At 71.8% G+C, this 23,962-nt stretch carries 21 protein-coding genes; 15 read left to right on the top strand and 6 right to left on the bottom strand.

What is annotated here, in order from left to right; all coding sequences use genetic code 11:
- The first annotated feature begins 76 nt into the window (after positions 1-76).
- Both J2S41_RS32600 and J2S41_RS32595 read left to right on the top strand, forming a co-directional pair.
- Entirely contained in the window at positions 77-4,456 is a 4,380-nt protein-coding gene (locus tag J2S41_RS32600; RefSeq protein WP_310373763.1) for a HAMP domain-containing protein, read from the top strand.
- Between the two features lies 1 nt (position 4,457).
- A complete protein-coding gene (locus tag J2S41_RS32595) occupies positions 4,458-5,012 on the top strand; it encodes a response regulator (protein WP_310373762.1) in 555 nt (184 codons plus the stop codon).
- A gap of 46 nt (positions 5,013-5,058) precedes the next feature.
- Here J2S41_RS32595 and J2S41_RS32590 read toward each other — a convergent pair whose 3' ends face one another.
- Positions 5,059-5,382, bottom strand: a complete 324-nt coding sequence (locus J2S41_RS32590; protein ID WP_310373760.1) for an STAS domain-containing protein — start codon at positions 5,380-5,382, stop codon at positions 5,059-5,061.
- 152 nt (positions 5,383-5,534) lie between these two features.
- On the opposite strand from J2S41_RS32590, the gene hemL reads away from it, so the two are divergent.
- The 6 genes from hemL to ccsB are packed head-to-tail and all read left to right on the top strand — an operon-like array spanning position 5,535 to position 11,421.
- Positions 5,535-6,848: a glutamate-1-semialdehyde 2,1-aminomutase gene (hemL, locus tag J2S41_RS32585; RefSeq protein ID WP_310373759.1), complete on the top strand. Its 1,314-nt coding sequence runs from the start codon at positions 5,535-5,537 to the stop codon at positions 6,846-6,848.
- A 3-nt stretch (positions 6,849-6,851) separates the two neighbouring features.
- Positions 6,852-7,502 (top strand): histidine phosphatase family protein, encoded by a 651-nt coding sequence (locus J2S41_RS32580; RefSeq protein ID WP_310373757.1) that lies wholly within the window; start codon positions 6,852-6,854, stop codon positions 7,500-7,502.
- Positions 7,502-8,077, top strand: a complete 576-nt coding sequence (locus J2S41_RS32575; protein ID WP_310373755.1) for a TlpA family protein disulfide reductase — start codon at positions 7,502-7,504, stop codon at positions 8,075-8,077. The genes J2S41_RS32580 and J2S41_RS32575 overlap by 1 nt, the downstream gene beginning before the upstream one ends.
- A complete protein-coding gene (locus J2S41_RS32570) occupies positions 8,070-8,825 on the top strand; it encodes a cytochrome c biogenesis CcdA family protein (RefSeq protein WP_310373753.1) in 756 nt (251 codons plus the stop codon). Before J2S41_RS32575 ends, J2S41_RS32570 begins: the two co-directional genes overlap by 8 nt.
- Positions 8,822-10,456, top strand: coding sequence for a cytochrome c biogenesis protein ResB (gene resB / locus J2S41_RS32565; protein WP_310373751.1), 1,635 nt, complete (start codon positions 8,822-8,824; stop codon positions 10,454-10,456). The genes J2S41_RS32570 and resB overlap by 4 nt, the downstream gene beginning before the upstream one ends.
- The gene (gene ccsB, locus J2S41_RS32560) at positions 10,456-11,421 is read left to right on the top strand and encodes a c-type cytochrome biogenesis protein CcsB (protein ID WP_310373749.1); all 966 of its coding nucleotides are present in this window, start codon (positions 10,456-10,458) and stop codon (positions 11,419-11,421) included. The genes resB and ccsB overlap by 1 nt, the downstream gene beginning before the upstream one ends.
- On the opposite strand, the gene J2S41_RS32555 is transcribed toward ccsB, so the two are convergent.
- On the bottom strand, positions 11,418-12,074 hold the full coding sequence (locus J2S41_RS32555; RefSeq protein WP_310373748.1) for a hypothetical protein: 657 nt from the start codon (positions 12,072-12,074) through the stop codon (positions 11,418-11,420). The genes ccsB and J2S41_RS32555 overlap by 4 nt on opposite strands.
- 133 nt (positions 12,075-12,207) lie before the next feature.
- On the opposite strand from J2S41_RS32555, the gene J2S41_RS32550 reads away from it, so the two are divergent.
- From J2S41_RS32550 to J2S41_RS32540, 3 genes are read left to right on the top strand one after another with little or no spacing between them, the layout of a single operon-like run.
- A complete protein-coding gene (locus J2S41_RS32550; protein ID WP_310373746.1) occupies positions 12,208-13,656 on the top strand; it encodes a menaquinone biosynthesis decarboxylase in 1,449 nt (482 codons plus the stop codon).
- Entirely contained in the window at positions 13,653-14,549 is an 897-nt protein-coding gene (gene mqnP, locus J2S41_RS32545) for a menaquinone biosynthesis prenyltransferase MqnP (RefSeq protein ID WP_310373745.1), read from the top strand. The genes J2S41_RS32550 and mqnP overlap by 4 nt, the downstream gene beginning before the upstream one ends.
- On the top strand, positions 14,542-15,186 hold the full coding sequence (locus J2S41_RS32540) for a UbiX family flavin prenyltransferase (protein ID WP_310373744.1): 645 nt from the start codon (positions 14,542-14,544) through the stop codon (positions 15,184-15,186). The genes mqnP and J2S41_RS32540 overlap by 8 nt, the downstream gene beginning before the upstream one ends.
- Here J2S41_RS32540 and J2S41_RS32535 read toward each other — a convergent pair.
- The gene (locus J2S41_RS32535) at positions 15,159-15,422 is read right to left on the bottom strand and encodes a BldC family transcriptional regulator (protein ID WP_310373743.1); all 264 of its coding nucleotides are present in this window, start codon (positions 15,420-15,422) and stop codon (positions 15,159-15,161) included. The genes J2S41_RS32540 and J2S41_RS32535 overlap by 28 nt on opposite strands.
- Before the next feature lie 224 nt (positions 15,423-15,646).
- Here J2S41_RS32535 and J2S41_RS32530 point away from each other — a divergent pair, with 224 nt between their 5' ends.
- Positions 15,647-16,096, top strand: coding sequence for an Lrp/AsnC family transcriptional regulator (locus J2S41_RS32530; protein ID WP_310373740.1), 450 nt, complete (start codon positions 15,647-15,649; stop codon positions 16,094-16,096).
- Positions 16,093-17,199, top strand: a complete 1,107-nt coding sequence (gene cds1, locus J2S41_RS32525; RefSeq protein WP_310373738.1) for an L-cysteine desulfhydrase Cds1 — start codon at positions 16,093-16,095, stop codon at positions 17,197-17,199. The genes J2S41_RS32530 and cds1 overlap by 4 nt, the downstream gene beginning before the upstream one ends.
- Before the next feature lie 892 nt (positions 17,200-18,091).
- On the opposite strand, the gene J2S41_RS32520 is transcribed toward cds1, so the two are convergent.
- Positions 18,092-19,741, bottom strand: a complete 1,650-nt coding sequence (locus tag J2S41_RS32520; RefSeq protein WP_374728191.1) for a DEAD/DEAH box helicase — start codon at positions 19,739-19,741, stop codon at positions 18,092-18,094.
- 231 nt (positions 19,742-19,972) lie between these two features.
- Positions 19,973-21,106, bottom strand: coding sequence for a hypothetical protein (locus tag J2S41_RS32515; RefSeq protein ID WP_310373735.1), 1,134 nt, complete (start codon positions 21,104-21,106; stop codon positions 19,973-19,975).
- Positions 21,107-21,179: 73 nt separating this feature from the next.
- On the opposite strand from J2S41_RS32515, the gene J2S41_RS32510 reads away from it, so the two are divergent.
- Both J2S41_RS32510 and J2S41_RS32505 read left to right on the top strand, forming a co-directional pair.
- Positions 21,180-21,650, top strand: coding sequence for a hypothetical protein (locus J2S41_RS32510; RefSeq protein WP_310373733.1), 471 nt, complete (start codon positions 21,180-21,182; stop codon positions 21,648-21,650).
- 78 nt (positions 21,651-21,728) lie between these two features.
- Positions 21,729-22,016, top strand: coding sequence for a hypothetical protein (locus J2S41_RS32505; protein WP_310373731.1), 288 nt, complete (start codon positions 21,729-21,731; stop codon positions 22,014-22,016).
- A 246-nt stretch (positions 22,017-22,262) separates the two neighbouring features.
- On the opposite strand, the gene J2S41_RS32500 is transcribed toward J2S41_RS32505, so the two are convergent.
- Positions 22,263-23,798, bottom strand: a complete 1,536-nt coding sequence (locus J2S41_RS32500) for a C40 family peptidase (protein ID WP_310373730.1) — start codon at positions 23,796-23,798, stop codon at positions 22,263-22,265.
- Positions 23,799-23,962 lie beyond the last annotated feature (164 nt).

Below are 23,962 nucleotides of genomic sequence, written 5' to 3'. Positions count from 1 at the left end.
CGAACCGTGAGCCTGCGAGGACCTTTCCATGACTACGGCGAAACAGACCCGCGCTGCCGCAGTCGCGGCCCAACCTGTGAGCACTGTCACTCCGCTGTCCGAGGAGGCGATCTTCCTCGCCGAGCTGGCGGACGCGCTCCGCGACGTGCGGCGCGGCGACCTGAAGGTGCGCCTGCCCCGGCGCAGCGGCCTGGCGGCCGAGGTGGCGGACGCGTTCAACGACGTGGTCTCGCTGCAGGAGCGGCAGAACCTGGACGTACGCCGGATCAGCCGGATCGTCGGCCGGGACGGCCAGCTCGCCGAGCGGCTCGACGACGAGGCGTACGAGGGCGACTGGGCCAAGTGGGCACGCGCCATCAACTCACTGATCGACGACCTGGGCCGCCCCACCACGGAGATCGCCCGCGTGATCGTGGCGGTGGCCGAGGGCGACCTGTCCCAGCACATGGCGCTGGAGATGGACGGCCGGCCGCTGCGCGGTGAGTTCCTCCGCATCGGCCGCACCGTGAACACCATGGTCGACCAGCTGTCCAGCTTCGCGGACGAGGTCACCCGGGTCGCCCGCGAGGTGGGCACGGAGGGCAAGCTCGGCGGCCAGGCCGACGTGCGCGGCGTCTCCGGCACCTGGGCCGACCTCACCGACTCGGTGAACACCATGGCGTCGAACCTGACCCACCAGGTGCGGTCCATCTCCGACGTGGCCGGCGCGATGGCCCGCGGCGACCTGTCGCAGAAGATCACCGTCTCCGCGAAGGGCGAGGTGGCCGAGCTGGCCGCCACCATGAACGGTGTGACCGACACGCTGCGGCTCTTCGCCGAGCAGGTCACCCGGGTCGCCCGCGAGGTGGGTACGGAGGGCAAGCTCGGCGGCCAGGCCGAGGTGCCCAACGTGGCCGGCACCTGGAAGGACCTCACCGACTCGGTGAACTCGATGGCCTCCAACCTGACCGCGCAGGTCCGCAACATCGCGCAGGTCTCCACGGCGGTGGCGAACGGCGACCTCTCCCAGAAGATCACCGTGCAGGCCCAGGGCGAGATCCTGGAGCTGAAGGACACGGTCAACACCATGGTGGACCAGCTGTCGTCGTTCGCGGACGAGGTGACCCGGGTGGCCCGCGAGGTGGGCATCGAGGGCAAGCTCGGCGGCCAGGCCCAGGTGCGCGGCCTCTCCGGCACCTGGCGCGATCTCACGGAGAACGTGAACCAGCTCGCCGGCAACCTCACGTCCCAGGTGCGGAACATCTCGCAGGTCTCCACCGCGGTGGCGAAGGGCGACCTGTCGCAGAAGATCACGGTCGACGCCCGGGGCGAGATCCTGGAGCTGAAGAACACCGTCAACACCATGGTCGACCAGCTGTCGTCGTTCGCCGACGAGGTCACGCGCGTGGCCCGCGAGGTGGGCACCGAGGGCAAGCTGGGCGGTCAGGCGCAGGTGAAGGGCGTCTCCGGCACCTGGCGCGACCTCACCGACAACGTGAACTCGATGGCCTCCAACCTGACCGCCCAGGTGCGGAACATCGCGAGCGTCACCACCGCGGTGGCGAAGGGTGACCTGTCGCAGAAGATCACGGTCGACGCCCGCGGCGAGATCCTGGAGCTGAAGTCCACGGTGAACACGATGGTGGACCAGCTGTCGTCGTTCGCGGACGAGGTGACCCGGGTGGCCCGCGAGGTGGGCACCGAGGGCAAGCTGGGCGGTCAGGCGCAGGTGCGCGGCGTGGCCGGCACCTGGCGCGACCTGACCGACAACGTGAACTTCATGGCGTCCAACCTGACGTCCCAGGTCCGCAACATCTCCCAGGTCTCCACGGCCGTCGCGCGCGGTGACCTGAGCCAGAAGATCACGGTCGACGCGCAGGGCGAGATCCTGGAGCTGAAGTCCACGGTGAACACGATGGTGGACCAGCTGAGCAGCTTCGCCGACGAGGTCACCCGGGTGGCCCGCGAGGTGGGCACCGAGGGCAAGCTGGGCGGTCAGGCGCAGGTCAAGGGCGTCTCCGGCACCTGGCGCGACCTCACCGACAACGTGAACTCGATGGCCTCCAACCTCACCTCCCAGGTGCGGAACATCGCGTCCGTCACCACGGCCGTGGCCCGCGGCGACCTGAGCCAGAAGATCACCGTTGACGCGCAGGGCGAGATCCTGGAGCTCAAGTCCACGGTCAACACCATGGTCGACCAGCTCAGCTCCTTCGCCGAGGAGATCACCCGGGTCGGCCGCGAGGTGGGCATCGAGGGCAAGCTCGGCGGTCAGGCCCGGGTCCGTGGCGTGGCCGGCACCTGGCGTGACCTCACCGAGAACGTCAACCAGCTCGCCTCCGCGCTCACCACCCAGCTCCGCGCGATCGCCCAGGTGTCCACGGCCGTGACGCGCGGCGACCTGTCGCAGCGGATCGCGGTCGAGGCGATGGGCGAGATCGCGGAGCTGAAGGACAACATCAACCAGATGGTGATGACGCTCCGCGACACCACGAAGAAGAACGCGGAGCAGGGCTGGCTCGACTCGAACCTCGCGCGCATCGGTGGCCTGCTCCAGGGCCAGCGGGATATCAGCGAGGTCTGCCGCATGATCATGCACGAGGTGACGCCGCTGGTGGAGGGCCACGTCGGCGCGTTCTTCATGATCGATCACGGGGACGCGAACCACAGCGACGCGGCGACCCGGCTGCGCCTGATCGCCTCCTACGGGTACGTGGCCCGGGACTACGAGGTCACGTTCGCGCCCGGCGAGGGGCTGGTCGGCCAGGCCGCGATCTCCCGGGAGATGATCCGGGTCGGTGCCGCCGCGGACCAGCGGCTGGTGATCCGCTCCGGCATCGCCCAGACGCCCCCGGCCGACCTGGTGATAGTCCCGGTGATCTTCGAGGGCGAGCTGCTCGGCGTGATCGAGTTCGCGGCCGTCAGTCCGTTCTCCGACCTGCACCTGTCGTTCCTGCGCCGGCTGGTCGGCACGATCGGCATCGCGCTCAACACGATCCAGGCCAACCGGCGCACCGAGCAGTTGCTCGCCCAGTCGCAGCGGCTCGCGCACGAGATGCAGGAACAGTCCGCCGAACTCCAGCGCACCAACGCGGAGCTGGAGGAGAAGGCGAAGCTGCTGTCCGAGCAGAAGGGCAACATCGAGACGAAGAACCGCGAGATCGAGATGGCCCGGATCGGCCTGGAGGAGAAGGCGCAGCAGTTGTCCCGGGCGTCCGCGTACAAGTCGGAGTTCCTGGCGAACATGAGCCACGAGCTGCGTACCCCGCTGAACTCGCTCCTGCTCCTGGCCCGGCTGCTCGCGGACAACTCCGAGGAGAACCTGACCGCGAAGCAGATCGAGTTCGCCCGCACGATCCACAGCGCCGGCTCGGACCTGCTCAGCCTGATCGACGACATCCTGGACGTCTCCAAGATCGAGGCGGGCCGGATGGACGTGGAGCCGAGCGAGCTGGCGCTGGACGAGGTGTGCGGCTACGTCGAGCAGGCGTTCAAGCCGCAGGCCGAGGAGAAGGGGCTGGACTTCTCGGTCACGCTCGCGCCCGACCTGCCGCGCTCGATCGTCACGGACGCGCAGCGCCTCCAGCAGATCCTCCGCAACCTGATCTCGAACGCGGTGAAGTTCACCGACGCCGGCGCGGTCAGTCTCAGCATCGGGTACGCCCCGTCCGAGCTGCGGTTCGAGGTGCCGACGCTGGTCTCCGCGGAACGGGTGATCGCGTTCTCGGTGAGCGACACCGGCATCGGCATCTCCGACGACAAGCTGTCGCTGATCTTCGAGGCGTTCCAGCAGGCGGACGGCACGACCAGTCGCAAGTACGGCGGCACCGGCCTCGGCTTGTCGATCAGCCGCGGCTTCGCGAACCTGCTCGGCGGCCTGATCACGGTCTCGTCCGCGCCCGGCCACGGCTCGACCTTCACGCTGTATGTACCGGACGTGCTGGTCCCGGACGCGGTGGTGCCCGCGCCCGCGCCACAGCAGGCGCAGATCCAGGTGCCGCAGTCCGGCCCGGTGCCGTCGCTGGCGATGCCGATGCTGACCGCGCCGATCGAGGAGGAGCGCACCGTCCAGGGCAGCCGTCAGCTCGACGGCGCCACCGTGCTGATCATCGATGACGACGTGCGCAACGTCTTCGCGCTGACCAGCGCGCTGGAGCTGCACGGGATGACCGTGCTCTACTCGGACAACGGCGCCGACGGCGTCCGCCTGCTGGCCGAGCACCCGGAGGTCGACATCGTCCTGATGGACGCGATGATGCCGGACCAGGACGGGTACGAGACGACCCGCAGCATCCGCCGCAACCATCGCTTCGCGGAGCTGCCCGTCGTTTTCCTCACGGCGAAGGCCATGCCCGGCGACCGCGAGTCCGCGCTGGCGGCCGGCGCCAGCGACTACATCACCAAGCCGGTCGACCTGGACGAGCTGATCACGCTCATGGCCGCCTGGGTCAACGGCAGCGGTCGGGAGATCAACTGATATGACGGACGTGGCGAAGGCCCTGCTAGTCGACGACCGCCGGGAGAACCTGCTGGCCCTGGAGGCGATCCTGCAGGGCATCGCGGTGCAGCCGGTGGCCGTGGAGAGCGGCGAGGCGGCGCTGAAGCAGCTGCTGCTGGACGACTTCGCGGTCATCCTGCTGGACGCGCAGATGCCCGACATGGACGGCTTCGAGACGGCCGGGCACATCAAGCGGCGGGAGCGTACCCGGCATGTGCCGATCATCTTCCTGACGGCCGCGGACCGCGACTCGCATCTGGCGGTGCGCGGCTACTCGGTCGGCGCGGTGGACTACCTCACCAAGCCGCTGGACCCGTGGGTCCTGCGCGCCAAGGTGTCGGTCTTCGTCGACTTGTGGTCGAAGAACCGGCAGCTTCAGCTCCAGGCCGAGACCGTCCGCGAGCGCGAGGCCCAGTGGGCCTCGCTGACCGAGGCGGTCGACGAATCCCTCACCATCCTGCGCGACGGTGCCGGCGACCCCTCCGCCGTCGCCCGCGCCGTCCACGTCCTGGAGACAGCGCGCTGGGGAAGTTGAGACCCCGAGAGTCGGTGGGGGCCGGGTCGGGGCCCCCACCGCCGGGTCAGGAGGGCTGGATCATCAGGGCGGACCGCAGCCCGGTGATGTCGAGGACGCGCATGAGGAAGTCGCCGACGTTGGTGAGGATCAGCACGCTCTGCGCGAACGACGCCTTGCGGGACAGCACCACCAGCGTGCCGAGGCCCTGGGAGTCGCAGAACGTGATGCCGCCCATGTCGAGGACGATCCGGGGCGGCGGATCCGTCACCATCTCATTCACAACGCTCGACAGCCGGCCGACGGTAAGCATGTCGATCTCCCCGGCGAGCTTGAGCACGACTTCGCCGGGGGTCCGCTGCACCGCGATGGACAGCTCGGGACGCTCCACTCGCTCAGCCTATCCCGATCTGTCCTCGCTAGCCTGTTGAGAAACCCGTCCGGGGGTGTCGGCAGGCCCGCCACGGCGCCCGGTGACGCGGACAACTCCTGGTCAGGGGTGGTTGCCCGGGTTACGCCGGGCGCTGACAGAATGGGCGAACCGTGAGCGACTCACACATTGCCGAGGCTCCGGCCTCCGAGGCCCTGTTCGACCGTGCCAAGGCCATCGTGCCGGGCGGGGTCAACTCTCCCGTGCGCGCGTTCCGCGCGGTCGGGGGCACGCCGCGGTTCATGGTCCGCGGCGAGGGCCCGTGGATGTTCGACGCGGACGACCGGCGATACGTCGACCTGGTCTGCTCCTGGGGCCCGCTGATCCTGGGCCACGCGCATCCCGAGGTGGTCGCGGCCGTGCAGGTGGCGGCCGCGAAGGGGACGAGCTTCGGCACGCCCACGCCCGGCGAGGTGGAGCTGGCCGAGGAGATGGTCGCGCGCACCGGGGTGGACGCGATCCGCCTGGTCAACTCCGGAACCGAGGCCACCATGTCGGCGATCCGGCTGGCCCGCGGCTTCACCGGCCGCTCGAAGATCGTCAAGTTCGCCGGCTGCTACCACGGCCACGTGGACGCGCTGCTGGCTGCCGCCGGCTCCGGCGTCGCCACGCTGGCGCTGCCGGATTCGCCCGGCGTGACCGGTGCGAGCGCGGCCGAGACCATCGTGGTGCCGTACAACGACGTCGCCGCCGTCGAGGAGGCCTTCGCGAACAGCCCGGACATCGCCGCGATCATCACGGAGGCGGCGCCGGGCAACATGGGCGTCGTGCGCCCCGCGGACGGGTTCAACCGGGCGCTGGCGGACATCGCGCACCGGCACGGCGCGCTGCTGATCGTCGACGAGGTGATGACCGGCTTCCGGCTCTCCCGCAACGGCTGGACCGGCCTGGACCCGGTCGCCGCGGACCTGTTCACCTACGGCAAGGTGATGGGCGGCGGCCTGCCCGCGGCCGCGTTCGGCGGGCGCGCCGAGGTGATGGGGCGGCTGGCCCCGGCCGGCCCGGTCTACCAGGCCGGCACGCTCTCCGGCAACCCGCTGGCCTGCGCCGCCGGCCTGACCACGCTGCGGCTGGCGGACGACGCGGTCTACGCGAGGCTCGACGCGACCGCCGCCACGATCGGCGAGCTGGCCACCAAGGCGCTGGCGGAGGCCGGCGTGCCGCACCGGCTCTCCACGGCCGGCAGCATGTTCTCGATCTTCTTCACGGACACGGAGGTCACCGACTACGCGTCCGCGAAGACGCAGGACGCCGCCGCGTTCAAGGCGTTCTTCCACGAGATGCTCGCGCTCGGCGTCTACCTGCCGCCCAGCGCGTTCGAGTCGTGGTTCGTGTCGACCGCGATCGACGACGAGGCACTGGAGATCATCGCTGCGGCGCTCCCCGCGGCCGCGCGTGCGGCCGCTGCGGCGGGCCAGAGGGGGTAAGGCGTGACGAGTAAGACCGTCGTGCACGTGCTGCGGCACGGAGAGGTGCACAACCCGGAGAAGATCCTCTACGGCCGGTTGCCCGGCTACCACCTCTCCGAACTCGGCGTCCAGATGGCGAAGGCGGCGGCGCAGGCCGTCGCGGAGCGCGACATCACGTACGTGGTGGCGAGCCCGCTGGAGCGCGCGCAGCAGACGGCCGAGCCGATCGCGGCGCAGTTCGGGCTGCCGATCGCGGTGGACGACCGGCTGATCGAGAGCGCGAACTGGTTCGAGGGCAAGCGCGTCTCGGTCGGCGACGGCTCGCTGCGCGACCCGCGCAACTGGTGGGTGATGCGCGACCCGGTCACGCCGTCCTGGGGTGAGGCGTACGCGCTGATCGCGAAGCGGATGTACGCGGCGCTGGAGGCCGCGCGCGTCGAGGCGGAGGGGCACGAGGCGCTCTGCGTCTCGCACCAGCTGCCGATCTGGACGCTGCGCAACCACGTGGAGCGCAAGCGCCTCTGGCACGACCCGCGCAAGCGCCAGTGCGGCCTGGCCAGCCTCACCTCGTTCCACTTCGAGGGCGCCAAGGTGGTCGGCGTCGGATACTCCGAGCCGGCCGCGCACCTGATCGCGATGTCGCCCACCGCGCGGACGGCCAAGGGGGCCTGATGGCCGTGCTGACCAGGCCCAGGGCCATCGCGGCGGGCGTCGCGCTGCTGATCGCCGGCGCGGTGGCCGGGGGCCTGGTCGCCGGGCGCGGGGACTGGGCCGACGCGTGTGCCACCGGCGAGAACGGCGTGATCGAGTGCGCGGCGGGCGAGCGGCCGGACGCGCCCGCGGCCGCCGGTGAGCTGCTCGACGGCACCCGCTACGACCTCGCCTCGGCCCGGGGCAACGTGGTCGTGGTCAACTTCTGGGGTTCCTGGTGCTCGCCGTGCCGCGCGGAGGCCAAGGAGCTGGAGCAGACGTACCAGGCCACCAAGGCGAGCGGCGTGGAGTTCCTGGGCATCAACAACCGGGACGACCGGGACGCCGCGATCGCCTTCGAGCGCGGGCGGGTCACGTACCCGAGCCTGTTCGACCCGGCGAACCGGCTGGGCCTGGACTTCGACATCCCGCCGGGCGCCACGCCGTCCACCGTCATCCTGGACCGGGAGGGCCGGATCGCCATGGTGATCCGCCGGTCGGTGCTGGCCAGCGAGCTGACCCCGCTGGTGCAGAGGGTGGCCGCGGAGCATGGCTGACACGTTCGCGGACACGGCGACGAGCGGCCCGCTCGTCCTGGCGATCCTGGCCGCGGCGCTGGCCGGCCTGGTCAGCTTCCTCTCTCCGTGCGTGCTGCCGCTGGTCCCCGGCTACCTGTCCTTCATCACCGGCCTGACCGGCACGGATCTGGAGAAGACCAGCACGTCGGTACGCGGCCGCGTGCTCGCCGGCAGCGCGCTGTTCATCGCCGGCTTCACCGTGGTCTTCACGCTCAGCACCGTGCTGGTGGCGAACGTCGGCGGCCTGATGATGAAGCACCAGCGCCCGCTGGAGATCGGCGCCGGCGCGCTGATCATCGTGCTCGGGCTGGCGTTCATGGGCCTGATCCCCGGCATGCAGCGCGAGTTCCGGATCAACCGGCTGCCGGACGCGGGCCTGCTCGGCGCGCCGATCTTCGGGGCGATATTCGCGCTGTCCTGGACGCCGTGCATCGGCCCGACGCTCGGCTCCGTGATGGCGCTGGCCGCCGCGACCGGGCAGACCGACCGCGCGGCCGTGCTGGGCGTCGCGTACAGCCTGGGTCTGGGCGTACCGTTCCTGGTTTTCGGTCTGGGCTTCAAGCGCCTGCTCGGGGTCTTCAAGACGCTGCGGCGGCACGGCCAGTGGGTGACCCGGATCGGCGGCGGCATGCTGGTGCTGGTCGGGCTCGCGCTGGTCACCGGCGCCTGGAACCGGTTCCTCATCTGGCTGCTCACCACCGTCGGCGTGGGGGACGTGTTGCTGTGACCACAGTGGACGACAAGCCGGCCGTGGACACGCCGCCGCGGCCGAACCCGGCCTGGGCGCTGCTGCGCAACTCGTGGCGGCAACTGACCAGCATGCGTACCGCGCTGACGCTGTTGTTCCTGCTGGCCATCGCGTCGATTCCCGGCTCGGTGCTGCCGCAGCGCAACGTGAGCGCGCAGGCGGTCTCCGACTACTTCCGCGACCACCCGGACCTGGCGCCCACGCTGGACAGGCTGGGCGCGTTCGACGCGTACGCGTCCGTCTGGTTCTCCGCGATCTACGTGCTGCTGTTCACGTCGCTGATCGGCTGCATCGTGCCACGCATCCGCGAGCACTGGCGCGCGGTGCGGATGACGCCGCCGGAGGCGCCCCGCCGCCTGGACCGGCTCGCCGCGTCCAGCCCGGCCGAGGAGGTCGAGGGCACGCCCGCGGAGGCGGCCGCGCGGATCCGCGGGACGCTGCGCGCGGCGCGGTGGCGCACGGCCGCGCGCGAGCAGGCCGACGGCTCGTGGACGGTCAGCGCGGAGAAGGGCCACACCAAGGAAACCGGCAACCTGCTCTTCCACGGCGCGCTGCTGGCCGTGCTGGCCGGCGTCGCGTTCGGCGGCTGGTACGGCTGGCACGGCAACCGCATCCTGGTGGCCGGCGAGGACACCGCGTTCTGTAACAGCGTGCCGCAGTTCGACGAGAGCGGCCTCGGCCCGCGCGTGGACGACGCCGACCTGCCGCCGTTCTGCCTGGAGTTGACGGACTTCCGGGCGGACTTCCTGGAGACCGGCATGCCGGAGTTCTTCGAGGCGACCGTGACGGTGGACGAGGACGGCGCGCGCCGGTCCGAGCGCTTCTCGGTCAACTCGCCGCTGCGGCTCGACGGCGCCAGCGTCTACCTGCTCGGCCACGGCTACGCGCCGGTCATCCGGTACACGGACCGGTACGGCGTGACGCAGGAGCGGGTCAGCCCGTTCCTGTCCACCGACCCGCTGCTGACCAGCGAGGGCGTGGCGAAGTTCCCGGACGCCAACGTGGATCCGGCGACCGGGCAGCGGCAGGACGACCAGCAGATCGGCTTCCAGGGCATCTACGTACCGACCATGCCGGAGGAGGGCCTGGTCGTGCAGTCGGTGCACCCGGCGGAGAACAACCCGGGCCTGACGCTGATCGCCTACCGCGGCAACCTCGGCGAGGACGCCGGCATCCCGAACTCGGTCTACTCCATCAACCAGGCGCAGATCGACCGCGGCAAGCTCACCCAGGTCGGCGAGGCCAGGCTGCTGCGGCCGGGCGAGTCGTGGACGCTCGACGACGGCGGCACGGTCACCTTCGTCGGCACCCGCCAGTACGCCACGATCTCCATCCGGCAGGACCCGGGCCAGCTGTTCGTCCTGGTCAGCGCGGTGCTGGGCCTCATCGGACTGACGCTCTCGCTGTACGGCAAGCGACGGCGCGTGTTCTTCCGCATCACAGCCGCCGACCTGGGAGAATCGTCCACGACGGGACGTAGTAGTTTGATGGAGGCCGGTGGGCTGCCGCGCACCGACTATCCGGGCTTCGCCGATGAGTTCGCCGAGCTGGTCGCCGCGACCAGGCCGGGCGGGCGCCGGGCGGAGGACACCGCTGAAGGGACCGAGTGATGGCTGAGCTCTCCGATCAGCTGCTGGTGGTGACCGTCCTGGCCTACCTGGTGGCGATGATCTGCCACGCGGCGGAGTACGCGTTCGGCACGCGCAGCCACATCGGCCGCGCGGCGCTGCGACCGGAGCGCGAGCTGGTGCTGGCCGGCGCGGGCGGCCCGGCCGAGCTCAAGACCGAGCCATCGGTGGAGGTGCGGGAGCGGAAGCGGCCCGCGGTCATCGGCTGGGCGGCGGTCGGCGTCACCGTGCTCGCCGCGCTCGCCCACCTCGGCACGCTGGTCACCCGCGGCATCGCGGCCGACCGGGTGCCGTGGGGCAACATGTACGAGTTCATCGTCTCCGCCACGTTCATCGGCATCGCGGCCTGGTTCGTCGTGCTGGTGCGGTGGCCCGGCCTGCGGCACCTCGGCCTGTTCGTGGCGCTGTTCCAGGTGCTGCTGCTCGGCGTGGCCGGCATGGTGGCGTATACGCCGGTCGGCCCGCTGGTCCCGGCGCTCGACTCGGCCTGGTTCATCGTCCACATCGCGGCCGTCTCCACCTCGTCCGGCATCTTCCTGCTCGGCGTGGTGCCGGCCACGCTGTACCTGATGCGCAACGGGTACGAGAAGGGCAAGCGCACCTTCCCGTACTCGCTGGCGAAGAACGTGCCGGCCGCGGTCGCGCTGGAGCGGCTGACGTTCCGGCTGCACGCGTTCGCGTTCCCGATCTGGACGTTCGGTGCGCTGATCGCGGGCCCGATCTGGGCGGAGGCGTCCTGGGGCCGCTACTGGGGCTGGGACCCCAAGGAGGTCTGGGCCTTCATCTCCTGGATCGTCTACGCGGGTTACCTGCACGCGCGCGCCACGCCCAGCGTGCGGCGGAACGTGGCGACCTGGATCGCGATCGTCGGCTTCCTCACCATGCTGATGAACCTGTTCGGCGTGAACCTGTTCTTCGGCGGCCTGCACTCGTACGCGGGCGTCTAACAGGTCCCCGCGGACCAGAACGCGTACCGCGCCTGCCACTCCACGCAGTATCCGTCGGCGCCCTCGCCGGTGGCGCTCGGCGCGGTGCGCGGCGTCCACGGCACGTCCGGGCCGTCCGGCCCGGTGCGCACGCGCGCGTAGTCGATCTCCGCGTGCGGCACGTACATCGGGCCGTCGCTGTCGTCGTGGTAGATCTCGACGTACTGCTCCATCCGCCCGGCCGGGCCGATCGGCAGGTGCTTCTCCGCGAGCAGGTGCCACTCGCCCCGCCACCACGCCCACGCCTGCCACATGCCGTCCTCGCCGGTGCGCAGGTCGATCCAGACCTCGTCGCCGGGCCGCAGCGGGATCGCGTCGTGGAACCGCCAGCTCGCGGAGGCGCTGTCGTACGTGTAGAGCCGCTGCCGCCCGTCGCCGCCCCAGCCGGTCTCCGCCCAGCCCGCCTCCAGCCATTCCACGCCGTCCTCGGTCTCGCGCTTGGCCAGCAGCCGGGCCGCCACGAAGTCGTGCGTGCCGGGCCGGACCTCCGGATCCACCACGGTCAGCCGCGCGGACGCGCCGTACCATTCGCCGAGCGTGGTGGCGCCGAGATGGTGATAGCCGGACATTCGCTCCTGGGCCGGAGTCGGCGTGACCGCCGCCAGAATCATCAACGCCGCCAGTCCCCGCATATCAGGACAAACTCCAGATGTAATCGCCTGGATACGCACGGTGATCGTGTGGTGCCGGACCGGTTCTGGGACCGCCCGCGCAACGCGTCGCCACAGGTGCGCGAGACTGGTACTCATGGCGGCGTTCACGGACCTGAAGGACTTCCTCGCCGCGCTGGAGAAGACCGGTGATCTCCGCCGGGTCAGCGCGCCGGTCGACCCCACCCTCGAGATCAGCGAGATCGTCAACCGTACGGTCAAGGCTCATGGCCCCGCTCTGCTCTTCGAGCGGCCCACCCGCGGCGACATGCCGGTGGCGATCAACCTGTTCGGCACGGAGGAGCGCACCGCGCGGGCGCTCGGCGTCGGCTCGCTCGACGAGATCGGCGAGCGGATCGGCAACATGCTCAAGCCGGAACTGCCGGTCGGCTGGTCCGGCATCCGCGACGGCATCGGCAAGGTGTTGCAGCTGAAGTCCATGCCGCCGAAGAAGCTGAAGTCCGCCCCCTGCCAGGAGATCGTCTACTCCGGCGACCAGGTCGACCTGAACCGGCTGCCCGGCCTCCAGATCTGGCCCGGCGACGGCGGCATCTTCCACAACTTCGGGCTGACCCACACCAAGCACCCGGAGAACGGCAAGCGCAACCTCGGCCTCTACCGGCTGCAGCAGCACTCGCACAACACGCTCGGCATGCACTGGCAGATCCACAAGAACTCCACCGCCCACCACGCGGTCGCGGAGCAGCTCGGCCAGCGGCTGCCGGTGGCGATCGCGATCGGCGCGGACCCGGCGGTCTGCTACTCCGCGTCCGCGCCGCTGCCCGCCGACATCGACGAATACCTGTTCGCCGGTTTCCTGCGCAACGAGCGCGTCGAGATGGTCGACTGCTTGACCGTGCCGCTCCAGGTCCCGGCGAACGCGCAGATCGTGCTGGAGGGCTACCTGGAGCCCGGCGAGCGGATGCCGGAGGGCCCGTTCGGCGACCACACCGGGTTCTACACGCCGGTCGAGCCGTTCCCGGTGCTGCACATCGAGTGCATGACCATGCAGCGCGACCCGGTCTACCACTCGATCGTCACGTCCCAGCCGCCGCAGGAGGACCACGGCCTGGGCAAGGCCACCGAGCGGATCTTCGCGCCGCTGCTGCGCTTCATGATCCCGGACATCGTCGACTACGACCTGCCGGCCGAGGGCGTGTTCCACAACTGCGCGATCGTCTCGATCCGGAAGCGCTACCCCAAGCACGCGCAGAAGGTGATGAACGCGATCTGGGGCGCGCACATGATGTCGCTGACCAAGCTGATCATCGTGGTGGACGAGGACTGCGACGTGCACGACTACTCCGAGGTGGCGTTCCGCGCGTTCGGCAACGTCGACTACTCGCGCGACCTGCTGCTCACTGAGGGGCCGGTCGACCACCTGGACCACTCGTCGTACCAGCAGTTCTGGGGCGGCAAGGCGGGCGTCGACGCGACCCGGAAGCTGCCGTCCGAGGGCTACACGCGCGGCTGGCCGGAGAGCATGGTCATGTCCCCGGAGATCGTGCGGAAGGTCGACAAGCGCTGGAAGGAGTACGGCCTGTGACCGGTACCGTCGCGCGGCCCAACCCGGTCAAGGGGTTCCTGCGGCTGGTGATGATCGAGCACTCGATCTTCGCGCTGCCGTTCGCCTACCTGGCGGCGCTGACCGCCATGCGGTCGCTCGGAACCCACGTGCAGTGGGGAACGCTCGGCCTGATCACGGTCGCCATGGTCTCCGCGCGGACGGTCGCCATGGCCGCCAACCGGATCATCGACGTCCGGATCGACGCGCAGAACCCGCGCACGGCCAACCGCGAGCTGGTCACCGGCGCGATCTCGATGCGCGTCGCCTGGGCCGGCCTGCTGATCTCCCTGGTGATCTTCTTCGCCTCGGCCGCCGCGCTCAACCTGCTCTGCCTGCTGCTCGCGCCGCTGGCCCTCTTCGCGCTGGTGATCTACTCGTACGCCAAGCGTTTCACCAACTACCCCCAGGTCTTCCTGGGCGCGGCGCAGGCCGTGGCCCCGGTCGGCGCGTGGATCGGCGTCACCGGCGCCTGGTCGTGGGAGGCGCTGGTGCTCGGCCTCGCGGTCGGCACCTGGATCGGCGGCTTCGACTGCATCTACGCCTGCCAGGACGTGGACATCGACCGGCAGATCGGCGTCGGCTCGGTCCCGGTCAAGCACGGCGTCGCCGGTGCGCTGCGGATCGCCGCGGCCACGCACGTGCTGACGGTCGCGCTCTACGCCGCGTTCGGCTACCTGACCGGGTACGGCTGGCTCTGGTGGCTCGGCCTGGCCGGGATCGCCGCCGTGCTGGTCTACGAGCACCGGATCGTGCGCCCGGACGACCTGTCCCGCGTCAATCGCGCGTTCTTCACGGCGAACGGGCTGATCGCGGTCGCGCTGTTCGCCTTCGCGCTGCTCGACCTGGTCATCCTGCAGGGACTCCGTGCGTAGTCCGTGGGTGGTCGGCGTCTCCGGAGCCTCCGGGACGCCGTACGCCGCCGCCGTCCTCCGCGCGCTCTTCGAGGCGGGCGAGCCGGTCGACCTGATCGTCTCCCGGGCCGCCCGCCTGACGATCCTGGACGAGACCGGCCGCCCGTTCCGGGACGCGCACTGGAAGGACGACCTGGCCGCCTGGCTCGGCACCACACCGGGCGACGTCGTGCACTGGCCGGCCGGCGACCTCGCGGCCGGCCCGAGCAGCGGCTCCTATCCGGTGCGCGGACTGGTGGTCGTCCCCGCGTCGACCGCGGCCTGTGCCGGCATCGCCATCGGGCTCTCCAAGGACCTGCTGCAACGCGCCGCCGAGGTCTCCCTCAAGGAGCGCCGCCGCGTCGTCGTGGTGCCCCGTGAGACGCCGGTGACCAGGTCACACCTGGAACACCTGATCGCACTGCACGACGCGGGCGCGGTGGTGCTTCCGGCCAGTCCCGGGTTCTACGGGGCCGGCGCGGGTGCCTCGGCACAGCAACTCGTCGACTTCGTGGCGGGCAAGGTGCTGGACGCGCTCGGCGTACCACACACGCTCTTCCGCCGATGGACCGGCGAGCTCAACGCACGGTCTCAGTTGAGCGAGGGCGGGTTGTTGTAGCCGCCGTGCCCCCCGCTGCCGCCGTTCGTCTCCGGTGGCAGGTCCTTGTTCAGCTCCTCCAGGCCCTCGCCCTCGAGCAGCTGGCGCACCTCGGACTCCCGGAAGCGCCGATGCCCGCCCGGTGTCCTGATGCTGCCGATCCGGCCGGCGGCCGCCCAGCGAGTGACCGTCTTCGGGTCGACGCGGAACAGCGCAGCCACCTCGCCCGGCGTCAGCAGACGATCTCCAGTGTCCACGACCCCTCCTAGCGTCGATCGATGCTTCGGGGGTTCTTGATTACTTTCCGTGTCCACACCGAAGCACTCTAGGGACGTACGGCCATTGAAGCACCGCCCGCGTAGCGTGTCCGGAGAACGTGGAAAACGCACTGGTTGAGCCGTTCGGCGGTACTATCTGCGAGCTTAGTTCTGATTTACGATAGATCGCCGCCGGCGGCCCGGGACGATAGTGTTAACGCACCGTGGATACAACTGACCTGAAAATCGTGGAGCTGCTGCGCGGCAACGCGCGCATCTCGTACGCGGAGCTGGCCCGCCAGGTCGGCCTCTCCGCGCCCGCCGTGCACGAGCGCGTCGGCAAGCTGGAGTCCAACGGCGTCCTGCGCGGCTACCAGGCCGAGGTGGACCCGGAGGCGGTCGGGCTCGGCGTCACCGCGTTCATCGGCATCGTGCAGGACTCCGGCGGCGACACCGACGACGTCTCGGCCGCGCTGCGCGACATGCCCGAGGTCGAGGACTGCTACTTCATGGCCGGCGTCGAATCGTTCCTGATCAAAGCGCGGGTCGGCACCATCGGCGAGCTGGAGCAGGTCATCCTCCGCATCGGCCGGGTGCCGGGCGTGGCCAGCACGCGCACCGCGATCGCGCTCTCCACCAAGTGGGAGAACCGTCCGCAGCCGGTGGTCCGGTGACCGCCGTGGACGTCGCCCGGTGCGACGAGCCGGCCCGCGCCTGGGTCACCGAGGCGATCGCCAAGGTCGAGGCGGACGCGAACCGGTCGGCCGACACGCACCTGCTGCCGTTCCCGCTCCCGCCCGAGTGGGGCATCGACCTCTACCTCAAGGACGAGTCGGTGCACCCCACCGGCTCGCTCAAGCACCGCCTGGCCCGATCGCTGTTCCTCTACGGGCTGTGCAACGGCTGGATCGGCCCGGACACCACGATCGTCGAGGCGTCCTCCGGCTCCACCGCGGTCTCCGAGGCGTACTTCGCCCGCATGCTCGGCCTGCCGTTCATCGCGGTCATGCCGGCCACCACCTCCGCCGAGAAGATCAGCCTGATCGAGTTCCAGGGCGGGAAGTGCCACCTGGTCGCCACGCCCGCGGCCGCCTCCATCGAGGCCCGCCGGCTCGCGGACGACCTCGGCGGCCACTTCATGGACCAGTTCACGTACGCGGAGCGCGCCACCGACTGGCGCGGCAACAACAACATCGCCGAGTCGATCTTCGCGCAGCTCGCGCTGGAACGGCACCCGATCCCGACCTGGGTCGTCACCGGCGCCGGCACCGGCGGCACCAGCGCCACCATCGGCCGCTACGTCCGCTACCGCCGCCACGACACCCGCCTCTGCGTCGTCGACGTGGAGAACTCCGCGTTCTTCCCCGCGTACCGCGACGCCGACTGGGCCGTCGAGACCGGCAGCGGCTCCCGCATCGAGGGCATCGGCCGCCCCCGCGTCGAGCCCAGCTTCCAGCCCGCCGTCGTCGACCGCATGCTCGCCGTCCCCGACGCCGCCTCGCTCGCCGCCATGCGCGCCGCCAGCGCCCTCCTCGGCCGTCGCGTCGGCGGCTCCACCGGCACCAACCTGTGGGGCGCCTTCACGCTGATCGCCGAGATGCGCGCCGCGGGCCGTACCGGCTCCGTCGTCACCCTCCTCTGCGACGGCGGCGAACGCTACGCCGACACGTACTTCTCCGACACCTGGGTCGCCGACCAGAACCTGGACCTGAGCCCGCACCTCGCCACCGTGCAGGACTTCCTCGCGACCGGGACGTGGCTTCCTAAAACCCTTTAAAAACGGATATTCCCGCTTCCGGCGGGGTCGCTTGCCGCATGCTCCCGCGGGCAAACCTCGCGGCGGGCTCCGACTCCGCTGGCGCTCCGCTCCGCCCACCGCATCGGGCCGGTCCCGCCTTTGGTCACCACACCCCACGCGTCCCCCGCATCCACCTCCACCCGGCCGCGCCACCGGTTCCCCTGGTATCGCTCATGACGCCAAGCCCTCCGGCTTCCCGCCCACCTCAGCGCCGGACGACGGCGCACGCCCCCGGTCGCTCTGCGCCCGCGGGTTTCGCCGAGGTCGCGAGCGCTCGCCGGGCGTGCATGTCCGGGTCGCGGGTTGGGTGGAGTCCTCGGGCTGCTTGTGCTCGCTGGCTTCGCCGAGATGCTGGCCGCTGAGGTCTTTCGGTCGCTGTTGCTCGCTCCGCGCTCTCGGCGCCGGCGCACGCCGTTTCGCTGCGGTCTCCGGCCAGGGACATCCACCTCGGGACCTTTACGATCCGCTATATCCGAAATTTCGGTCATGGGCGATCAGATCTGCCGCTGCGAGCTGTGGGGTCATCGGCAGGCGACCCATGGGCTCAGCCGGCCTAATGGCTGATCTCGGTGGCATCGCGATGGTGACGGGCCGGGATGCAGCAGGGCGGTGAAGCCGGGATGTGCGGCGACGCGGCGGTCGCACGGGACGCGCAACGGCCGGCGGGGCGGCCGAAGAGGAAAACGGAGGGAGAGACGGCGAAGGCCGTCACCCTCGTCGGCGGGCTCACCGGCGCGGTCAAGGGGTGAGCCCCGCGACGGCGAAGGCCTCACCCTCGTCGGCGGGCTCACCGGCGCGGTCAAGGGGTGAGCCCCGCCGACGGCGAAGGCCGTCACCCCCCTCGGGTGACGGCCTTCGCCAGTGGTGTGGGTCAGTGCGTGCGAGCCGGACGGCGATGCGGACGCTCGCCGCCGCTGGGACGGTCGTCGCGGGGACGGTCGTCGCGCGGGCGCTCGTCGCGGGAACGCCAGCTCGGGCGGCGGTCGCCGTTGGCGCGGTGGTCGCCGTTGGCGCGGTGGTCGCCGTTCGCGCGGTGGTCGCCGTTGGGCTGGGCGCCGTCGCGCGGGGCGTCGAAGCGGCGCGGACGGTCCTCGCGCGGGCCGTCGAAACGCCGCGGGCGGTCGCCGTCGAAGCGACGCGGGCCGCGGTCGCCGTCGAAACGGCGCGGGCCGCGGTCGCCACCGCCGCCGAAGCGACGGCCACGGCCGCCCTCGGAGCGGCGCGGCGGCTCGGGCTCGTCGACGACCGGGACGCCGGACGGCTCCTGCGCGCCGACCAGCTCGGTCAGCGCGGCGTCGCCGGCGCGGACGCGGGTCTGGGCGGGGCTGACGCCGGCCTTCTCCAGCATGCCGAGCGTGGTGCGGCGCTGCTTCGGCAGGACCAGCGTGGCCACCGCGCCGGACTCGCCGGCGCGCGCGGTGCGGCCGGCCCGGTGCAGGTAGTCCTTCGGGTCCTTCGGCGGGTCGACGTGCAGGACCAGCGAGATGCCGTCCACGTGGATGCCGCGCGCGGCGACGTCCGTGGCGACCAGCACGTTCGTCCGGCCCTCCTTGAACTCCGCCAGCGTGCGGGTGCGCGCCCGCTGCGTCTTGCCGCCGTGCAGCGCGCCGGCCCGGACGCCGACGGCCGCGAGCTGCTCGACGAGCCGGTCCACGCCCATCTGCGTACGCGCGAAGATGATCGTGCGGCCCTTGCGGGCGGCGATCGACGCGGTCACCGGGAACTTGTCCTGCGGCGGGATCAGCAGCATGTGGTGATCCATGGTCGAGACCGTGGCGACCGGCGGCGCGGTCGAGTGCGTCACCGGGTCGGTCATGAACCGCTTGACCAGCGTGTCCACGTCCTTGTCCAGCGTCGCGGAGAAGAGCAGGCGCTGGCTGCCCTCCGGCGTCTTGGACAGCAGCTCGGTGACCTCGGGCAGGAAGCCCATGTCGGCCATCTGGTCCGCCTCGTCCAGGACCGTGATCTCCACCTTGTCCAGGCTGCAGACGCCGCGGTTGATCAGGTCGCCGAGCCGGCCCGGCGTGGCCACGATGATCTCGACGCCCCGGCGGAGCGAGTCGATCTGCCGGTCGTACGGCACGCCGCCGACCGCGGTCTTGATGAACACGCCCAGCGGCTTGCCCAGCGGCATCAGCGCGTCCGCCACCTGCATGGCCAGCTCACGCGTCGGCACCAGGATCAGCGCCTTCGGGCGGTGCGGCTCGGCACGGCCGCCGGCGGCGACGCGGGCGAGCACGGGCAGGCCGAACGCCAGCGTCTTGCCGGAGCCGGTCTGGCCGCGGCCGAGCACGTCCCGGCCGGCCAGCGCGTCGGGGACGGTCGCCGCCTGGATCTCGAACGGCGTGGTGATGCCCTCGCGGGCGAGCGCCCGGACCAGGCGGTTCGGAAGGCCGAGGGCCTCGAAACCGGCCTCCGGAGCGGGAGTCTCCGCGGGAGCGGAGGGGAGGGACTCTGCGGTCGAGTCCGCGGAAGAGTCGAAGAGGGACGGGAACGTGCTGGGGTCAACGAAAGTCGTCAAAGAAACCTCTCAACGGGGCGCATGCTCGCTAAGTGGCCCCGCCGCGGCGAGGGGAGTCGCCGCGAATGCCCTGCAAGAACGCCCTGCGGCCCGCGCTGATCACGCCGACCGGAACCAATGATGAATGACAGCCTACCCGTCAACCAGCGGCGACCCGGGGGCATTCCCGTGCCGTAGTGGCGGGGCTCACTGTGTTACCCGATCGGCGTAACGCCCGATTTGCGTCACCGGTTACTTGCCGAACAGGCCCATGACCAGGTCACCGAGGATGATTGAGGCGACGATGCCGACGATCACGATGCCGCCGAAGACACTCGCGAAGATGACCATCACCCGGGCGGAATTGCCCGATTCGGAGTTGTCGTTCCACCGCTGCGGCGACAGGATCTGACCGGTCAGCGACCCGGTCGTCTCGATCGCCGGGTTGGCCGGCACGCCACCCGTGTTCGGCTCCGCGCGCCGGGCGGGCGCGGAGTAGACCGTGCCGGACTCGCGCCGCTGCCCACGCGCCCACTGGTTGTACTCGGCGGACGTGGCCACGCCGTGCGCATCGTCCCCGCGGTCCGAGAAGCCGCGCACCACCGGCGTCACCCCCGCGTCACCGTCACGCGGCGGCCACTGCCGGCCGGACGTCTCGGGCGCGGGCCACTGCCGTCCCGGCTGGGCCGCCTCGGATGCCGGCCACTGCCGGCCCGGCTGGGCGACCTCGGACGCCGGCCACGGCGGCAGCGAGGCCACGGGCACGTCCTCGGCCCCGCGTCCCGGTGCCGTGGCGGCCGACGCGGACGACCAGGTGGTGCCGGTCGCGGGCGGCGGCGGGAACGGCGGCATCGGTGAGGGCATCGGCGGGCCGGGCGGCGGCGCCGGCGGAGCGGGCGGCACCGGTACGGGCCGGCCGGGCTGAGGACCCGGTGCCGGACCGGGCCGGTTCGGGTCGGGGAACGGCGTCGGCACCGGACCGGGCCCCGGCGCGGGCGGCTCGGCCGGCTGCGGCGGCTCCGGTGGCTGCGGCGGCTCGGCGGGCTCCGGCGGCTCCACCGGGTCCGGCTCGGTCGCCCCCGGCGCACCGGCCCGGTAGACGCGCGGATATCCGGTCCCTGAGGTGGCGGAACCCACTATGCCCTCGGCGCCCGGCGTGATCCTGTTCAGTCCCGGTACGGACGCGCGCGCCCTGGTCGGCTCGCTCGCCCCGGAGCCGCCGGACCGCTGTGCGGGCAGCGAGTAGTCCGGCTGTACCGGCGCGGGTGCCGCCGTCGTGGACGGCAGCCCGTAGGACGAGGGTGACGCGGCCCGGAACGCGGGCGGCCCGCTCGTCACCGGCGCCCCACCGGAGACCGGCGCGGCCGGGGAGGAGGCGCCGTACACGGACGGCGCACCGGACACCGGCGGCGCGGACGAGGCTCCGGAAGCGGACGGCGCACCCGAGACCGGCGCGGACGTGCCCAAGTCCGAGGGTGCGCCGGAGACGGGTGTGGAGGCGGCAGGAGTGCCGTACGTGGACGGCGCACCGGAGACCGGAGCCGCGGGGGAGGGCGGCGCCGAGACCGGCGTGCCGAAGCCTGGGAACGTGCCGGACGCCGGCGGGGTGGCGGAGCCCGGCGGTGCCGAGACCGGCACCTCGCCGAACGTGGACGGCGCCAACGACGAGGCCGGTACGCCGCCGAACGGCCGCGCCGGGCTCTGCGGGTCGCCGAACGCCGGCGCCGGGGAATCGGCCGCCGGCGGCGCGCTGGTCACCGCCGGTGCCGACGAGACGGGTGAGGCGGAAGAAGGCGAGTCCTCCGACGAGGAACCCTCCGGTTCCACGCCGCCGAAGGCCAGCGACGTCGGCCACGCCGGGGACCGCACCCCGAGCGGCGGCGGCGTCGTGGCGGCCGGAGACGTCGGGCGGATCGCGGACGCCCCGTAGGCCGCGGGAGCGGCACCGGCGGCGGCCGGAGCGGCATCGCCCACGGAAGACGCGGAAGCCGTGGCATCGGCGGAAGCCGTGGCATCCTCCCGGAGCGGAGCCGGCTCGCTCTGCGCGGCGGCGACCGCCGCGGACAGCGAGGCGTCGGCCGTCTCTCGTTTCGGCATCGCGAAGTTCGACCAGGCGGACCCGCCGGAACCCGCGGCGGAGTCCGGGGAGACACCGGGCGATTCCGCCGCGACCGCGGGAGCCGCCGGTGGTGTGGTGAACGCCAGCACCGGCGCGGGCGTGATCGGCCCCTCCGCCGGCTTCAGCGCGGAGGCCGCCTCGGGCGGCTCCCCGGAGGTCTCCGCCGGCGTGCCGTAGTCACCGGCCCGATAGGTGCGTCCCTCGGCCGGCTGCCGGCTCGGAAGCACCCCCGGACCGGCGAGGTCGCCCGCGGTCCCGCCGGCCACGGAAGCGCGTCCCACCTGGGCGCGTGCCACCGCCGCCGGGGTGCTCCCGGGCGCGTCCGCACCCTGCGCCCGATCCTCGCTCATGACATCGCCTCCCACGTTCACCCTCGCATAAAACGTGCCATATCCGCGAGTCGCGGGACAGGCGACCCGGGGGTCAGCCGTTCGCGGACGCGGAGGCGCTGCCGCCGGCCGACGCGGAGGCGCTCCCGCCCGCCGACGCGGACGCGCTGCCGCCCGCGGACGCGCTGGCCGACGTGGCGTCGGACGGCGGGTTCGACGCCGGCCGGGTGGGCGAGTTCGTCGGCGGGTCGGCCGGCGTGGTCGGCTGCGCCGGCGTGGAGGACGGCGAGCCGGACGGCGTCGGGCTCGGCGAGCCCGGCGACGGCGTCGTGGGTGTCGGGGTCGGTGAGCCCGTGCTCGGCGTCGGGCTCGGCGAACCGGGCTTCGGCGTGGTCGGCGCGGGCGACGGCGTGCCCGGCCGCGGCGTGGTCGGCGTCGGCGTGGGCCGCGGCGTCGGCTTGGGCGTCGGCTTCGGCGTGTCGGCCCCGGAGGCGGGCGCCTCGACCGCGCCGAAGACCCGGGTGGCGGCGAAGAACCGCGACCACTGGATCGACTGCACCTTGACCACCTCGCCGGTGGTCGGCGCGTTGACCATCTTGCCGTCGCCGACGTACATCCCGACGTGGTAGACGTCGCTCCACCGGTTGCTGGTGCTGAAGAACACCATGTCGCCCGGGAGCATCGCGGACTTCGGCACGGTCTTGCCGCGGGTCGCGTAGTACTGGTCGTTGGCGACCCGGGGGAGCGTGTAGCCGGCGTGCCGGTAGGCGTCCCACATCAGGCCGGAGCAGTCGTACGTGTCCGGGCCCTCGGCACCCCACTCGTACCACTTGCCGCGCTGCGCCATCGCGAACGCGAGCGCCTCCAGCGCCTTCGGGTGGGCCACCAGGCCGTCGGTGGTGGTGTTGTCGATGTAGTCGGCGCCGAGCGCGGCCTCGGCGGCGTCCTGCTGCGCCGCTATCGTGGCGAGCTGGTCCTCGTTCTCCTCACGGATTCTGCGCAGCTCCGCCTCGAGCGCCTTGAGCGCGGCCTCGCCCGCGGTGAACTGGGAGCGCAGCTGTGCCTGGGTGGCCAGCGCGGCGTCCCGCTCGGTCACCGCGGCGAGCGCGGCCTCCTGCGCGCGGGTCAGGTCGCGGGCCCGGCTCTCCGCGGAGGAGTCCGTGTCGCGGGGCACCCGCCAGAGTGAACCGATCTTGTAAAGGTCGGAGCCGAACGTGCCCGGCGGGAGCGCGGACGCCTCCTTCAGCGCCTCGGCCGCCGCGGTCTCGGTGGCGTTCTCCGCCGCGGCCAGCGCGGCGGAGGCGGCCGTGACCTTGCCCTCCGCCGCGGAGACCGCGGCGGTGGCCTGGGCGACCTGCTCCTCCAGCGCGAGCAGGCGCTGCCCGGCCTGGTTGACCTCGGTCTGCTTGGTCTCCAGCTGGGTCGCCACCGGGTTGCCGGTGAGCGAGGTGGTCGGCGTGACGCCGCCGGTGCTGCCCGGCGTGACGCCGGTGCCGCCGGGAAGGGAGAGCCCGCCGGTCGCGGCCGGGCGGGAGCCGGTGTCCGGGATGCCGGGGATCGGGGGTGCCGCGTACGCCGGTGAGCTGATGACCGCGGCCAGTGCGGCGCTGACCACCGCTGTGAAGATCACCGGCCGCAGCAGCGGAGCCGGTGCGGCGCGGTGACGTCCCACGTGTGTGTACTGACCCATACCAATCCCAACGTGCTCGCCGGTGATCTTCCGGATCTCCCGGCTCGTCCCGTTCCCCCTAAGGGTGTACCTCACACTCCCACGGAGTGTCGATCGGTCAATCG

The organism is Catenuloplanes atrovinosus, assembly GCF_031458235.1.
GTDB classification, from domain to species: Bacteria; Actinomycetota; Actinomycetes; order Mycobacteriales; family Micromonosporaceae; genus Catenuloplanes; species Catenuloplanes atrovinosus.
Note: the sequence above shows the minus strand (reverse complement) of the source record. Positions and strands in the feature narration are given on the sequence as shown.

Coding starts and splice junctions, on each gene's coding strand:
- J2S41_RS32550 (WP_310373746.1), top strand. CDS start 12,208: ATGGCGGCGTTCACGGACCTGAAGGACTTCCTCGCCGCGCTGGAGAAG.
- J2S41_RS32595 (WP_310373762.1), top strand. CDS start 4,458: ATGACGGACGTGGCGAAGGCCCTGCTAGTCGACGACCGCCGGGAGAAC.
- J2S41_RS32570 (WP_310373753.1), top strand. CDS start 8,070: ATGGCTGACACGTTCGCGGACACGGCGACGAGCGGCCCGCTCGTCCTG.
- J2S41_RS32575 (WP_310373755.1), top strand. CDS start 7,502: ATGGCCGTGCTGACCAGGCCCAGGGCCATCGCGGCGGGCGTCGCGCTG.
- ccsB (WP_310373749.1), top strand. CDS start 10,456: ATGGCTGAGCTCTCCGATCAGCTGCTGGTGGTGACCGTCCTGGCCTAC.